This is a genomic window from Rhodococcus sp. DMU1, assembly GCF_012272955.1.
GTDB lineage: Bacteria > Actinomycetota > Actinomycetes > Mycobacteriales > Mycobacteriaceae > Rhodococcus > Rhodococcus aetherivorans.
In genome coordinates, this window is record NZ_CP050952.1 from 1959460 (window position 1) to 1972395 (window position 12936).

At 73.0% G+C, this 12936-nt stretch carries 11 protein-coding genes; 4 read left to right on the plus strand and 7 right to left on the minus strand.

Annotation, left to right across the window (positions count from 1 at the left end):
* Positions 1 to 37: 37 nt before the first annotated feature.
* The 5 genes from HFP48_RS09305 to HFP48_RS09325 all read right to left on the minus strand — a co-directional run bounded on the left by HFP48_RS09305 (position 38) and on the right by HFP48_RS09325 (position 7471).
* The gene (locus HFP48_RS09305) at positions 38 to 3838 is read right to left on the minus strand and encodes an ABC transporter ATP-binding protein (protein ID WP_161995675.1); all 3801 of its coding nucleotides are present in this window, start codon (positions 3836 to 3838) and stop codon (positions 38 to 40) included.
* Positions 3839 to 3963: 125 nt separating this feature from the next.
* Positions 3964 to 4749, minus strand: a complete 786-nt coding sequence (locus tag HFP48_RS09310) for an ABC transporter permease (protein WP_006938729.1) — start codon at positions 4747 to 4749, stop codon at positions 3964 to 3966.
* Positions 4746 to 5837 carry an ABC transporter ATP-binding protein gene (locus HFP48_RS09315; RefSeq protein WP_050034873.1) on the minus strand — a complete coding sequence of 364 codons (1092 nt, stop codon included), beginning with the start codon at positions 5835 to 5837 and terminating at the stop codon, positions 4746 to 4748. The genes HFP48_RS09310 and HFP48_RS09315 overlap by 4 nt, the downstream gene beginning before the upstream one ends.
* A gap of 43 nt (positions 5838 to 5880) precedes the next feature.
* The gene (locus HFP48_RS09320) at positions 5881 to 6720 is read right to left on the minus strand and encodes an alpha/beta hydrolase (protein WP_161995674.1); all 840 of its coding nucleotides are present in this window, start codon (positions 6718 to 6720) and stop codon (positions 5881 to 5883) included.
* Between the two features lies 1 nt (position 6721).
* On the minus strand, positions 6722 to 7471 hold the full coding sequence (locus HFP48_RS09325; protein ID WP_210432816.1) for a hypothetical protein: 750 nt from the start codon (positions 7469 to 7471) through the stop codon (positions 6722 to 6724).
* A gap of 116 nt (positions 7472 to 7587) precedes the next feature.
* On the opposite strand from HFP48_RS09325, the gene HFP48_RS09330 reads away from it, so the two are divergent.
* The gene (locus HFP48_RS09330) at positions 7588 to 8445 is read left to right on the plus strand and encodes an AraC family transcriptional regulator (protein ID WP_006938721.1); all 858 of its coding nucleotides are present in this window, start codon (positions 7588 to 7590) and stop codon (positions 8443 to 8445) included.
* Positions 8442 to 8843, plus strand: coding sequence for a VOC family protein (locus HFP48_RS09335; RefSeq protein ID WP_050034875.1), 402 nt, complete (start codon positions 8442 to 8444; stop codon positions 8841 to 8843). The genes HFP48_RS09330 and HFP48_RS09335 overlap by 4 nt, the downstream gene beginning before the upstream one ends.
* Before the next feature lies 1 nt (position 8844).
* On the opposite strand, the gene HFP48_RS09340 is transcribed toward HFP48_RS09335, so the two are convergent.
* Together HFP48_RS09340 and HFP48_RS09345 are read right to left on the minus strand one after the other, a co-directional pair.
* Positions 8845 to 9873, minus strand: coding sequence for a glutathione S-transferase C-terminal domain-containing protein (locus HFP48_RS09340; RefSeq protein WP_050034876.1), 1029 nt, complete (start codon positions 9871 to 9873; stop codon positions 8845 to 8847).
* A gap of 28 nt (positions 9874 to 9901) precedes the next feature.
* Positions 9902 to 10597: a GNAT family N-acetyltransferase gene (locus HFP48_RS09345; RefSeq protein ID WP_168579384.1), complete on the minus strand. Its 696-nt coding sequence runs from the start codon at positions 10595 to 10597 to the stop codon at positions 9902 to 9904.
* Positions 10598 to 10635: 38 nt separating this feature from the next.
* Here HFP48_RS09345 and HFP48_RS09350 point away from each other — a divergent pair, with 38 nt between their 5' ends.
* Both HFP48_RS09350 and HFP48_RS09355 read left to right on the plus strand, forming a co-directional pair.
* Positions 10636 to 12105 carry a DHA2 family efflux MFS transporter permease subunit gene (locus HFP48_RS09350; protein ID WP_168579385.1) on the plus strand — a complete coding sequence of 490 codons (1470 nt, stop codon included), beginning with the start codon at positions 10636 to 10638 and terminating at the stop codon, positions 12103 to 12105.
* Positions 12106 to 12115: 10 nt separating this feature from the next.
* The gene (locus HFP48_RS09355; protein WP_006938708.1) at positions 12116 to 12913 is read left to right on the plus strand and encodes an enoyl-CoA hydratase/isomerase family protein; all 798 of its coding nucleotides are present in this window, start codon (positions 12116 to 12118) and stop codon (positions 12911 to 12913) included.
* Positions 12914 to 12936 lie beyond the last annotated feature (23 nt).

Here is a 12936-nt window from a genome sequence, read left to right on the forward strand (position 1 = left end):
GCTGTGACGAACAAAAAAGCTCTGCCACGGTCGAGACCTACCTCACAATCTCTGATTCGATGGGATCCCCATCGACGACGGTTCTCGACAGCCGATTATTCCCTGCCCGCATTTGGGCCGCATCACAGAGGGTCGTGTACACGCCTCCGGCGTGCCGCAGTGCGTCGTGCGATCCGGTCTCCACGATGCGCCCGCCGTCGACCACGACGACCAGGTCGGAGCGTGCCGCGGTGGCCAGCCGGTGGGCCACCACCACGGCGGTGCGGCTGCGGGTCACCGACTCGCCCGCCGCGAGCACCGCCCGTTCAGTGCCCGGGTCGAGCGTCGCGGTGGCCTCGTCGAGCAGCAGCAGGTCCGGATCGACGAGTTCGGCCCGGGCCAGCGCCACGAGCTGACGCTGCCCGGCGGACAGGCCCTGCCCGCGCTCGCCGACGGGATGCAGCATGCCGCCGGGCAGACCGGCGATCATGTCGAGGGCCCCCACCGCGCGTGCGGCGGCCTCGATGTCCGCGCGGTCCGCATCGGGCCGCCCGTAGGCGATGTTGCTCGCGACGGTGCCGGTGAACAGGTGCGCCTCCTGCGGGACGACGCCGAGCCGGGCCCGGTACTCGGGCAGGCGATACCCGCGCAGGTCGACGTCGTCGACCCGCACCGAGCCGGACGTCGGATCGTAGAACCGGGCCAGCAGCTTGACGATCGTGGACTTGCCGGCGCCGGTGCGGCCGACGAGCGACACCGTGGAGCCGGCGGGGAAGTGCAGGTCCACGCCGGTGAGCGCGTCGGTGTCGGCCCCCGCGTAGCGGAACCCGACGTCGTCGAGGCGCACGTCGCCGCGCAGGTGTCCCGGGACGGGCACCGTGCCGGTGCCGCCCGTCTCGAGGGAACTCTCGGTGCGCAGCAGGTCGCCGATCCGGCGCAGCCCCACCCGGGCCTGCTGGTAGCCGTCGAACACCTGCGACAACTGCTGGATGGGACCGAACAGCAGGCCGAGGTAGAGCACGAACGCGACGAGCACGCCCGCGGTCGTCGCCCCGGAGGCCACCTCCCGGGCTCCGACGAACACCACCGCGGCCAGCGCGAGGTCGGACAGCAGCGCAATGAACGGGAAGTACAGCGAGATGGCCCGCTGGGAGCGCATCCGGCTGCGCCGGTACGCATCGGCGCGCTCGGCGAACCGGCGGGCCGCGAACTCCTCCCGGCGGTAGGCCTGGGCCGCCCGCAGCCCGGTGACGTTCTCCTGGAAGTCCGCGTTGACCAGGGAGATGCGTTCGCGGGAGACCGAGTAGGCCGTGGACGAGACCCGCCGGAACCACAGCGTCGCCGCGAGCAGCGGCGGCACCACCGCCAGCGCTACCAGCCCCAGGGTGAGGTCGGTGGCGAGCAGGGCGACCGAGATCCCGACCAGCGTCAGCACGCTCACCACCGCGGTGGACAACCCGGTCTGGATGAACGAGGAGAGCGCGTCGACGTCCGTGGTCATCCGGGTCATGATGCGGCCGGACAGCTCCCGCTCGTAGTAGTCCAGACCCAGCCGCTGCAGGTGCGCGTAGCTGCGCACCCGCAACCCGAACAGCACCCTTTCGCCGGCGCGGGCGGTGAGCACGGTGAGCACCGCGACCACCAGCCAGGCCAGGAGCGCCAGCGCGGCGCCCACTGCGGTGGCCGCCCACAGCCGCGCGGGTTCGCCCGGCGTGACGCCGCGGTCGACGGCGTAACGCACGATCGACGGGAACGCGATCGACGTCAGCGACTCGACCGCCAGGCACAGCACCACCGCCGCCAGCAGCCACCGCACCGGCCGCAGCGTCCGGGAGAGGCGGAACTCGGGGTCGGGGCGCCGCAGCTGTGCCGTGTCCAGCCCCGGTTGCTCGGTGGCCGGGGGCAACGCCTCGACCGCCCGGCGCAGCGCCGGCGTGGGGGCGATCGACCCGAGGGCGCCGCTCATCGGACCGCCGCCGCGGCCACCCCCGCCCGGCCCCGCCTGCGGCGCGGCCGCCCGGACCGCGGCCGGATCGGAGTCGGGCGCCGCCTCCGGCCACAACGCTTCGACGCCGTACCCGTCGGCACGGTCCGGCTCCGGCGTCTCGTCCTCGGCGCCACTGAGCAGGGCCCGGAACAGGGCGTTGCGCGCCTCGAGTTCGTGGACGGTCCCGGAGTCGACGACGCGACCGCCGTCGAGCACCGCGACCCGGTCGGCGAGCGACAGCGTGGACCGCCGGTGCGCGAGGATCAGCGTGGTGCGCTTCGGGCGCGCCCGCAGCGCCGCGAAGATCGCGGCCTCCGTCTCCGCGTCCACCGCGGAGGTCGCGTCGTCGAGGATCAGCACCCGGGGGTCGAGCAGCAGCGCCCGGGCGAGTGCGACGCGCTGCCGCTGCCCACCCGACAGCGTCAGACCGCGCTCCCCGACGACGGTGTCGTACCCGTCGGGGAGCGCCTCGACGAACTCGTCGGCGCACGCCGCCCGCGCGGCGGCGCGGATCTCCTCGGCGCTCGCCTCGGGCCGGCCCAGCGCGATGTTCGCCGCGATCGTGTCCGAGAACAGGAACGGTTCGTCGAACACCAGGCTCACCGCCTCGCGCAGGTGCTCGGCGCGCAGGGCGGCGACGTCGATCCTGTCGCCGTCGGCGGTGGTGACGTACACGGCGCCGGATTCGGGGGCGTAGAACCGGGGCAGCAGCAGCGACATCGCCGTCTTGCCGGAGCCGGCGGAGCCGACCACGGCGACGGTCTCGCCCGGCGCCAGTTCGAGGTCGAGACCGTCGAGCACGGGCCGTCCGGGCTCGAAACCGAACGTCACCGCGTCGAGGACCAGCCCCAGCGGCCCGTCCGGCAGCGGCACCGGATGCGGCGGGTCGGCGACGTCGGGCTCGGTGTCGATCACCTCGTACACCCGCTCGACCGCGGCGCGGGAGAGCTGCGCCATGATCACCACCGAGAACAGCGTGCGCGTCGTCGCGGTCATCGTCGCCAGGTAGGCGGCGAACGCGAGGAACGTGCCGACGGTGACGGTGCCCTGCAGGGCCAGCCAGCCGCCGAGCGCGATCACGGCGACGAGCCCGAGTTGCGGGATGGCACCCATCGGGGCGGCGAACGTGGCGTTGATCCGGGCGGCGCGCATGCGCTCGGCATAGAGGGCGCGGCCGTGCTGTTCGAGCTGGTCCACGGCGCGGGCCTCCTGCCCGAACCCCTTGACCACCCGCACCCCGGTGACGGTCTCCTCCACGTGCTGGGCCAGGTCGGCCGCGCGTTGCTGCGCCGACCACGTCGCCGCGAACAGTTTGGGCCGGACGACGGCGACCACCCCGGCGATCACCGGGACGGTGACGAGGGCGACGAGGGTCAGCAGCGGCGAGAGCACCGCCATGATCACCAGCGCCAGCGCGAACTGCAACAGCGCCCCGGCCGACATGGGGACCATCGCCAGCAGGCCCTGGACGAGTTGCAGGTCGGTGATCGACCGCGACACCACCTGCCCGGTGCGGATCTGGTCCTGGCCGCGCCCGTCGAGCCGCTGCAGCGAGGCGAGCAGCCCGAGCCGCAGGTCGTGCTGCACGTCCAGCGAGAGCCGGCCGGCGAGCATCCGCCTGCCGTACTGACACCCGAACCGCACCAGCGCGCCCACCGCGATCGCCGCCGCCGCCAGCCCGATCAGCTGCAGGTCGTGGCCGTCGGGGTGGGTGGCGCTGTCGAGCGCCAGCTTGGTCAGCAACGGGAACGTGATGTCGATCAGTGCGGCGACGACGGTGACGGTCAGCGCGCCGAGCGCGACGCGGCGATGCTGCCAGGCCTCCGCGCCCAGCCGACGGATCCAACCGGGGGAACGCGCGTCGTGTGCCATCGTCTTCCGACATTAGCGCCGGCCGGGGACACGGGAGGATTCTGCGGCGAGGGGGTGGTTGTTGCGCCCACCACTCGATCGATGCCGCAGCAACCTCCCCTTCGCCGCGAGAACCGCCGTCGGACTCAGACGATGTCGCGGGTCCGGGTGCGCCACCAGCCGAGGCCGCAGATCAGCGCGGTCCAGCCGAGCAGCCCCAGCGGCGCCGCCGGCCACGTCACGGCCGGGTCGACCTCCTCGGGCAGGTCGATGACGGTGAAGACCGTGTACCAGGTGAGCTGCCCGGGCAGCAGCCGGGCGAGTGCGCCCGCCCCGAGGCCGTCGAGGATCAGCGAGACGATCAGCTCCCCGAACGGGATCCAGGCGGTGATCGCCAGGACGCTGCCGGCCGTCGACCCGGTGAGCAGGCCGAGCCCGGCGCCCATGAGGGCCCACAGCATCGCGGCGAACAGGCCGGCGCCGAGGACCGCGGCGACACTGCCCGCACCCGAGCCGTCACCGGCGAGACCACCGCCGAACATCAGGATGGTCAGCATCGACACGGCCTCGACCACCACGCAGTACAGCAGCCCGAACGCGACCGCCGTCGTCAGCTTGGCGGCGATCACTCCGTCGCGGCCGCGGGTGGTCAGGAAACTGGTGACGATGGTGCGGTGCTGGAACTCGCTGCCCGTGTTGACCACCCCGAACAGCGCCGCGAACAGGAACACCAGCGCGAGCGCGACGCTCACCCCGATCGCGGCGGCGGCGGTCTCGGCGAAGCTCTCGCCGACGAGGCTCTCGAGCGTGCCGAGGATCGGCAGGGTCAGCGCACCGGAGAACAGGCCCACCACCACCGGGGTGATGCCGAGGATCCACCAGTAGCGCAGGCCCAGGACCTTGCGGAACTCGGCCGTCAGCAACGCGGTCATCGGGGTCCCTCCCAGCCGGTCGGCGAATGCTGTTGCCCGGGCGGAAACGGCCCGGGCGGCGGGAACTGTCCCGGGTAGGGCGGCTGCTGCGGGGGCGTCGGCCCCTGCATGCCCCACCCCGGCGCGGCCCCCACGTACTGCCCGGCCGTCATCGCCAGGAACACCTGTTCGAGGTCGGCGTGCTCGACGCTCGTCCCGAACACCGTCACGCCGTGTCCGGCGGCGAGCGCCGCGACGCGCTCGGGCTCCACCCCGACGATCGCGAGCCGGCCGTCCGGCTGCACCTGCGCGTCGGTGTGGCCCGCCGCGGCCAGCGCCGTCGCCAGGCGGGCCGGGTCGGAGGCGGCGACGAGGACCCGCGCGCGGTGCGCGTGCCGCAGGTCCGCCGTCGTGCCCTGGTGCACGAGCATGCCGCGGCTGATGATCACCAGACGGTCGGCCGTCTGCTCGACCTCCCGCAGGATGTGGCTCGAGATCAGCACGGTGCCCCCGGAACGCGCGTAGCCGAGCAGGAAGTCGCGCAGCCAGGCCATGCCTTCGGGGTCCAGGCCGTTCGCCGGTTCGTCGAGCACGAGGTAGCGCGGTTCGCCGAGCAGCGCGGTGGCCAGGGCCAGCCGCTGCCGCATGCCGAGGGAGAACTCGCCGATCCGCCGTCGGGCGGCCGCGCCGAGCCCGACCAGGTCGAGAACGTGCCGCACCCGGGCCGCCGGCACGCCGATCGCGGCGGCGTACACGTCGAGATGGGTTCCGGCGGTGTGCTTGGGATGGAAGCTCTGCGCGTCCAGCACCGCACCGACCACCCGCGCCGGCTGCGGCAGCGAGGTGAAGGGCATCCCGTCGACGAGCGCGGCACCGGCCGTCGGGCGCACCAGACCGAGCAGCATCCGCAGGGTCGTCGTCTTCCCGGAGCCGTTCGGTCCGAGGAATCCCGTGATCGATCCCGGCGGGACGGAGAACGACAGGTCCGACACCGCCGGCACGTTGCGAAAGGTCTTGCTCAGCCCCTGCACGGCGATGCCCGGCGGCGGCGCGGCCGCGTTCGCGTACCCGGCGCCGGCGACCGGCCCCGTCGGGAACGGCGCTGTCATCGATACCCTCCCTGGTGTGGGCCCCTGCTCGGACCCCGCGAGCCTACGTGCCCGGCGCGGCGGACCGGGAGAAGGACCGGTCGAGGAAGGGAAGCACCAGTTCGAGGAATTCGCTCGGGGCGTCGAGCTGCGGGCAGTGCCCGGCGTCCGGAATGATCGCGACCCGTCGCCGGGCCCCGGTGTTCACCCGGCCCGCGGCGCGCGCCGGGGTGATCAGATCCCGCTCGCCCCACACGAGCAGCGCCGGCACGGTCAGGGAGTTCACCATCTCGGGAATCGGCAGCCGGCCCAGTTCGGGGATCACGGCCCGGCCGACGGCCAGCATGGTCTCGATGCTGCGCCGCGTCGCGTAGTTCGCCGCGAACGCGGTGCGCGTGTCGCCGCCCAGCCGGTCCGGGCGGTGCAGCGCCGCGCGGGTGTACAGGGCGGCGACGGCGAACTGCACGAGCGCCGGCGGCACGGGCCGGGACAGCGCGCGCGACACCATGTCCAACGGCAGCCGCGCTCCGCCCAGCCAGCTGCGCGGTATGCCGGCCATCCCCGGCATGTCGGCGAGTACGACGCCGTCCACCCGGCGCGGATACGTCGACGCGAACGCCAGCGACGTCACCGCTCCCAGCGAATTGCCGATCAGCGCAACCGGATCCCGGCAGTCGGCGATCACGTCGGCGACGGTGTCGACGTAGTGGTCCAGTACCGGCGCCCGCCAGTGCCCGGCGCTCCGGCCGAACCCCGGCAGGTCGACGGTCAGGACCCGGTGGCGTTCGGCCAGGGCCGGGGCCACCTTGCACCAGGTGCCCCCGTGATCGGAGTATCCGTGCAGGAGGACCACGGTGCGCGGGCCGGATCCGCTCTCGCGCACGAACACCGTGCCCGCGGACATCTCACCAGCCGGTCAGGGGAGAGGACAGCGCCTGCCAGTTCGGATCGCCGTCCGGCCCGGTGGCCGGTCCGGCGAGCGACGGACGCTTCGCCGGCCACTGCGCCGGCGGCGGGCCGAACGCATCGCGCGCGTTCGCGATGACCCGCTTGCCCAGCGCGCGGTTGCCCACGCCGCCGATCGCGGCACCGATCCCGGCCGGCACCAGCTTGCCGAACACGAGGGCGCTGCGCTTGGCGAGGTACTTGCGGACGAACGTCCGCGCGAGCGACTTGTTCACGGACCTCAGCTGGGCGCCGGGGATCTTGCCGGTGATCGCCGACGTCCACGTCTTCGCGGTCGTGCCCGTGGCCCGCTCGACGATCTCCATGCCTGCCTCACCCAGTGCCACGGCGAGCACGAGGGCGCGGCGCTGCTCGTGTTCGTGCGGTTCGATCCCGTGCACCGACGCCACCGCAAGCGTCAGCAGCGCGGCAGCCTCGAGGAAGAACGCGGTTTCGGCGCCGACCGCGGCGATCGATGCGAGCGTGCCGATGCCGGGAACGGTCGCGGCGGCGCCCGCCGCCGTGCCGCTGCCGGTGACTCCGTTGAGGAAGATCTTCTCCAGCCGCGCAATGATCTGCTCCGGAGTCTCGCCGGGATGGGCGCGCCGCGTCAGTTCGACGTAGCGCGCCACCGCGGGCGCCTGCAGCCTGCTGCCGTTGTCCAGGAGCGTGACGAGATACTTCTCCACGCGTCCCACCCTGTCGGTCATCGTTCCGTCCTCGATCCTCCCGGCCCTCCCGGGCCTGCATGCGCCGCCGTGAGTCCACGGTTGCTCACCCCGTGTACCCCATGGGCGTGTCCTCTATCCCTGTTTACCCTGGGACCGTGACCGGCATCTCGGACGGTGCCCGGCGGCGGCCCGCCCCGTCGCTGCGTCCCTACGTGCGCGGTTACGACGGGTACCGGCTGACGGGATTCGCACCCGGCACCCACCTCGGCCTGCCGTCCCCGGACCTGACCGTCGTGCTCACGATCGGCGCACCGCTCGAACTCGCGCGGGCCGCCGCACCGGGCCAGGGGCCCGGCCGATTCGGTGCGCTCGCGAGCGGGCTGGCCACCACCGCCGTCACCATCGCCCACGACGGCAACCAGCACGGCATCCAGCTCGCACTCACCCCGGCGGGAGCACGGGTGCTGCTGGGCGTTCCCGCCGGTGCGCTCGGCGCCTGGGTCGTCGACCTCGAGGAGGTGCTCGGCGCCGCCGCCCGCGAGCTCGGCGAACGGATCGCCGCCACCGGGGCGTGGGAGAGCCGGTTCCGGGTCCTCGACGAGGTGCTCGGCCGGCGGCTCGCCGGCGGGCGCGGCGAGATCGATCCCCGCCTGCGGCACGCGTGGCGCAGGCTGCAGGACCCGCGTTCGCCGGGGCCGCGGATCACCGATCTGGCCGACGAGATCGGCTGGAGCCGAAGGCATCTGACGTCGCGATTCACCGCCGAGTTCGGGGTCGGGCCCAAGGAGGCGGCACGGGTGATCCGATTCGACCGGTCCCGTCGGCTGCTGCGCAGCCCCGGGCCGCACGTGCTCGCCGACGTGGCCGCCCGGTGCGGGTTCTACGACCAGGCCCACCTCGCGCGGGAATGGCGCGAGATCGCCGGGGTCCCGCCGTCGCGCTGGCTGCGCGACGAGCAGTTCCCAATCGTCCAAGACGGCGACCCGGCCGTCGACGAACACTGGCAGACATGACCACGACAGCACTCACCACAACCGTATGGCCCTGCCTCTCCTACACCGACGCCCGGGCGGCGATCCGCTTCCTCGTCGACGCGTTCGGCTTCACCGAGAACGCCGTCTACGGCGACGGCGACCGCGTCGACCACGCCGAGCTGAGATGGCCGCACGGCGGCGGCGTCATGCTCGGCTCGGCCGGTCGGGGCGGCCCGATCGAGACGCCCGCCGGCACCGGCTGCATCTACCTCGTCGCCCCCGATGCCACCGCCGTCGACACGCTGCACGAACGCGCCGTGGCCGCGGGCGCCACGATCGTCGTCGCCCTGCACGACACCGACTACGGCTCACACGACTTCACGTGCCGGGACCCGCAGGGGGTGTACTGGAGCTTCGGAACCTATCCGGGCGCGTGAATCACGCGCCGTGACCGGCCGGCACCGCCTCCTGCGCCCGCGGCGGGGGCGGTGGCGTGCCGTCACCGAACGGCTTGCCGCCCAGCTCTTCCCGGCCGTGCGGCGTCAGCCACCCCCTCAGGTCGGGGCCCTTCGGCACGATCTGCGTCGGATTGATGTCGGCGTGCACGATGTAGTAGTGCTCCTTGATCTGCACGAAGTCGATCGTGTCGCCGAAGCCCGGCGTCTGGAACAGGTCCCGGGCGTACCCCCACAGCGCCGGCATCGACGAGAGCAGACCCCGGTTGCACTTGAAGTGCCCGTGGTAGACGGCGTCGAAGCGGGCCAGCGTGGTGAACAGCCGGACATCCGCCTCGGTGATCGTCTCGCCCACCAGGTACCGGCGCGAACTCAGCCGTTCCTCGAGCCAGTCCAGCCGCGCGAACAGCCGGTCGAAGGCGCGGTCGTACGCGCGCTGCGACCCGGCGAACCCGCACCGGTACACGCCGTTGTTGACGTCCTGGTAGACGAGCTGGGCCACCTCGTCGATCTCGTCGCGCAACGGCTCCGGGTAGAGGTCGGGGGCGCCGTCGCGGTGCAGCGCCGTCCACTCCGTGGAGAAGTCCAGGGTCATCTGCGCGTAATCGTTGGTGACCACCCGGCCGGTGGGCACGTCCACGACGGCCGGGACCGTGATGCCCCGTGGGTACTCGGGGTCCCGGGCGAAGTACGCGTCCTGCAACCGCGGGATCTGCAGCACCGGATCCACCCCGCCCGGGTCGAGATCGAACGTCCAGCTGCGCTCGTCGTGCGTGGGCCCGCACAACCCCAGCGACAGCGCGTCCTCGAGCCCCAGCAGCCGGCGCACGATGAGCGTGCGATTCGCCCACGGGCAGGCGCGGGCGGCGATCAGCCGGTACCGGCCCGCCTCCACCGGATACCCGTCGCGCCCGTCGGCGGTGATGCGCGTGGTGATGTAGTGCGTGTCGCGGCTGTACTCGGCGCCGGGCGTGACATACCCGTCGCTGTCGCCTCCGGAGTGCTTGTTCACAGGGCTCCCTTCGCTCGGTGCGGCCCGTTCAGACGCTAGCCGGTACGGCCACCGAGGTGTGGGTACCCAGTTCGGTGTATCCCAGCACCGCGGCCAGGCCACGGCCCGCGGTGTTGTCGCGCCGGGCCCGCCACTGCGGGATCAGCCCGGCGTCGAGCGCGTCGTGCGTCGCGAGCGTCGCGACCGTCGCCGCCAGACCGATCCGGCGGTGCTCCGGCACGGTCAGTGCCGTCACGTCCGCCAGGATCGACTGCACCTCCCGGTACACCGCCCCCGACAGCGGCCGGTGGTCGTCGTCGAGCAGCACGAACGACGAGGCCTCCCCGTTCACATTCTCGAGTCCCGCCTCGGTCGCGTCGTCGGGTGGGCAGTGCCGCAACAGCTCCGCGAGATCGTCGACCTCGTGGGAGATCAGCGGATCGCGCACCCGCGTCGCGTCGACCCAGTCGGCGCAGTAACTCAGCGCGTGGCTGCGCACCGCGCGGCCGCGGGTCAGGTCGAGCAACGCCGACGCGTCCAGCTCCGCGTCGGGCACCGCCGCGACGGCCTCGACCGCCCAGCTCGGACCCACCACCGCGGTGGCCTCACCGAGGCGCAGCACCCGGACCAGCGCGGACGCGTCGTCCACCCGCGTCACCCGTCCCGGCGCGGCGAGCGCTCCGTCGTCGAGCCCGAGTTCGCGGCACCAGGCCAGCCGCACGATGTCCAGGAGATGTCCGTCCACGGCGCTACCGTAGACGCCTACGAGCGGAGGACGTGCGGGTGGAGACCGAGACAAATCCGTGGCCGGCGCTGTGGGCGCTGTGCCTCGGGTTCTTCATGATCCTGGTGGACAGCACCATCGTGGCGGTCGCCAACCCGGCGATCATGCGGGCGCTGGATACCGACATCAACAACGTCGTGTGGGTCACCAGCGCGTACCTGCTGGCATACGCGGTGCCGCTGCTGGTCACCGGCCGCCTCGGCGACCGATTCGGCCCGAAGCGCGTCTACCTGGCGGGCCTGGTGCTGTTCACCGCGGCGTCGCTGTGGTGCGGATTGTCCGGCACCGTCGCCGCCCTCGTGGTCGCCCGGGTCTTCCAGGGCCTCGGCGCGGCCCTGATGACCCCGCAGACGATGGCGATCATCACCCGCACCTTCCCGCCCGACCGGCGAGGCACCGCGATGGGCCTGTGGGGCGCGGTGGCGGGGGTCGCGACCCTCGTGGGCCCGCTGGCCGGCGGTGTCCTCGTCGACAACCTCGGCTGGGAATGGATCTTCTTCGTGAACGTGCCGGTCGGGATCGTCGGTTTCGTCCTCGCGGCGCGGCTGGTCCCGGCGCTGCCCACCCATCCGCACCGGTTCGACCTCCTCGGCGTGCTGCTCAGCGGCGCGGGCATGTTCTGTCTCGTGTTCGGTATCCAGGAGGGCAACTCCTACGACTGGTCCACTCCCGTGTGGGTGCTGATCGCCGCCGGGGTGGCGCTGCTGGCGGTGTTCGTGTGGTACCAGTCCCGGGGGCGCGGGGAGCCGCTCGTTCCGCTCGGCCTGTTCCGCGACCGCAACTTCTCGCTGGCCAACATCGGCATCGCCACGATGGGCTTCTCGGTCACCGCGATGGTGCTGCCGCTGATGTTCTACGCCCAGGGCGTGCGCGGCTGGACACCCACGGAGTCGGCGTTGCTGATGGCCCCGATGGCGGTCCTCACCGGCGTGCTCGCCCCGATGGTCGGGCGGCTCGTGGACCGAACCCATCCGCGCTACATCGCCGGCACCGGATTCGCGCTGCTCGCCGTGTCGCTGGCGTGGCTGGCCGCGGTGATGACGCCCGACTCGCCGGTGTGGCAGCTGCTGCTGCCGATCGCCCTCATGGGCGCCGCGATGGCCGGCATCTGGTCGCCGCTGGCCGCCACCGCGACGCACGGCCTGCCGCCGCATCAGGCGGGGGCCGGGTCGGGTGTCTACAACACCACCCGGCAGGTCGGTGCCGTCCTGGGTAGCGCCGCCGTGGGTGCGCTCATCACGTCCCGCCTCGCCGTGCACGGGTTGGCCGGCGGCGGTGCCGGCGAGGGCGGGACGACGGCCCTGCCCGAGCCGGTGCGCGCGCCGTTCGCCGCCGCCATGGCCGAGTCGACGCTGCTGCCTGCCGCGGTCCTGCTCGTCGGCTTCGCCGCGGCGCTGTTTTTCACGCGGCCTGTGCGCACCGAGCCGGCGCCGAGACCACCCCTCGAGCAGCGCCGCACGCTCGCCTAGTGTGGCGCGCATGACGCAGACCACACATCCCACCCGCCTCGAGCGCCACACCACCGCGGCCGGTGCCGAGGTCGCCGTGCTCACCGTCGCGCACGGCACGCTGAACCTGTTCGACCGGGCCCTGTTCGACGCCGTGATCGCCGACATCACCGCGCTCGTGGCCGCGCCGCCGCGCGCGGTACTGATCCGCGCGGAAGGCAAGGTCGTCTCCGGCGGGGTGGACGTCCACCTGTTCGACGGCCTCGACGCCGGGCAGGGCGCGCAGCTGTGGCAGGACCTGTTCGCGCAGATCATCCACCCGCTCGAGGCCCTGCCGTGCCCCGTGGTGTTCGCCGCGCACGGGCTCACCCTCACCGCGGCGTTCGAGATCTCCCTCGCCTGCGACATCGTCCTCGCGGCGCCGGGCGCGAAGTTCGGGTTGGTGGAAACCGTCGTCGGTCTGACCCCGTCGATGGGCGGGCCGCAGCGGCTGGCCGAGCGTGCCGGCTCCGGCCGCGCACGCGAACTGGTGATGACCGGCGACCTCTACGACGCCGAGACGCTGCGGTCGTGGGGCGTGGTCAACGCGGTCCACGAGGACGTGGATTCCGCCGCACGCGCCTTGGCGGACCGGCTCGCCGACGGCCCCACCCGCGCCCACGACGCCACCAAGCAGATCATCGGCGCGTGGCGGTCCGGTGGCGTCGCGCACGCCGACTCGGAGACCCCGGACGTCTCCGGCGCGCTGTTCGGCACCGACGACCTGAAGGGTGCCGTGCGCAGCTTCCTCACCGTCGGCCCGGGGAAGGCGTCGTACACCGGAAGGTGAGCCGATCCCGCCCCCAGTTGTGA

Excerpts from the sequence above, each read along its gene's own strand:
- HFP48_RS09305 (WP_161995675.1), bottom strand. The coding sequence starts at position 3,838 with ATGGCACACGACGCGCGTTCCCCCGGTTGGATCCGTCGGCTGGGCGCG.
- HFP48_RS09310 (WP_006938729.1), bottom strand. The coding sequence starts at position 4,749 with ATGACCGCGTTGCTGACGGCCGAGTTCCGCAAGGTCCTGGGCCTGCGC.
- HFP48_RS09315 (WP_050034873.1), bottom strand. The coding sequence starts at position 5,837 with ATGACAGCGCCGTTCCCGACGGGGCCGGTCGCCGGCGCCGGGTACGCG.
- HFP48_RS09320 (WP_161995674.1), bottom strand. The coding sequence starts at position 6,720 with ATGTCCGCGGGCACGGTGTTCGTGCGCGAGAGCGGATCCGGCCCGCGC.
- HFP48_RS09325 (WP_210432816.1), bottom strand. The coding sequence starts at position 7,471 with ATGACCGACAGGGTGGGACGCGTGGAGAAGTATCTCGTCACGCTCCTG.
- HFP48_RS09335 (WP_050034875.1), top strand. The coding sequence starts at position 8,442 with ATGACCACGACAGCACTCACCACAACCGTATGGCCCTGCCTCTCCTAC.
- HFP48_RS09355 (WP_006938708.1), top strand. The coding sequence starts at position 12,116 with ATGACGCAGACCACACATCCCACCCGCCTCGAGCGCCACACCACCGCG.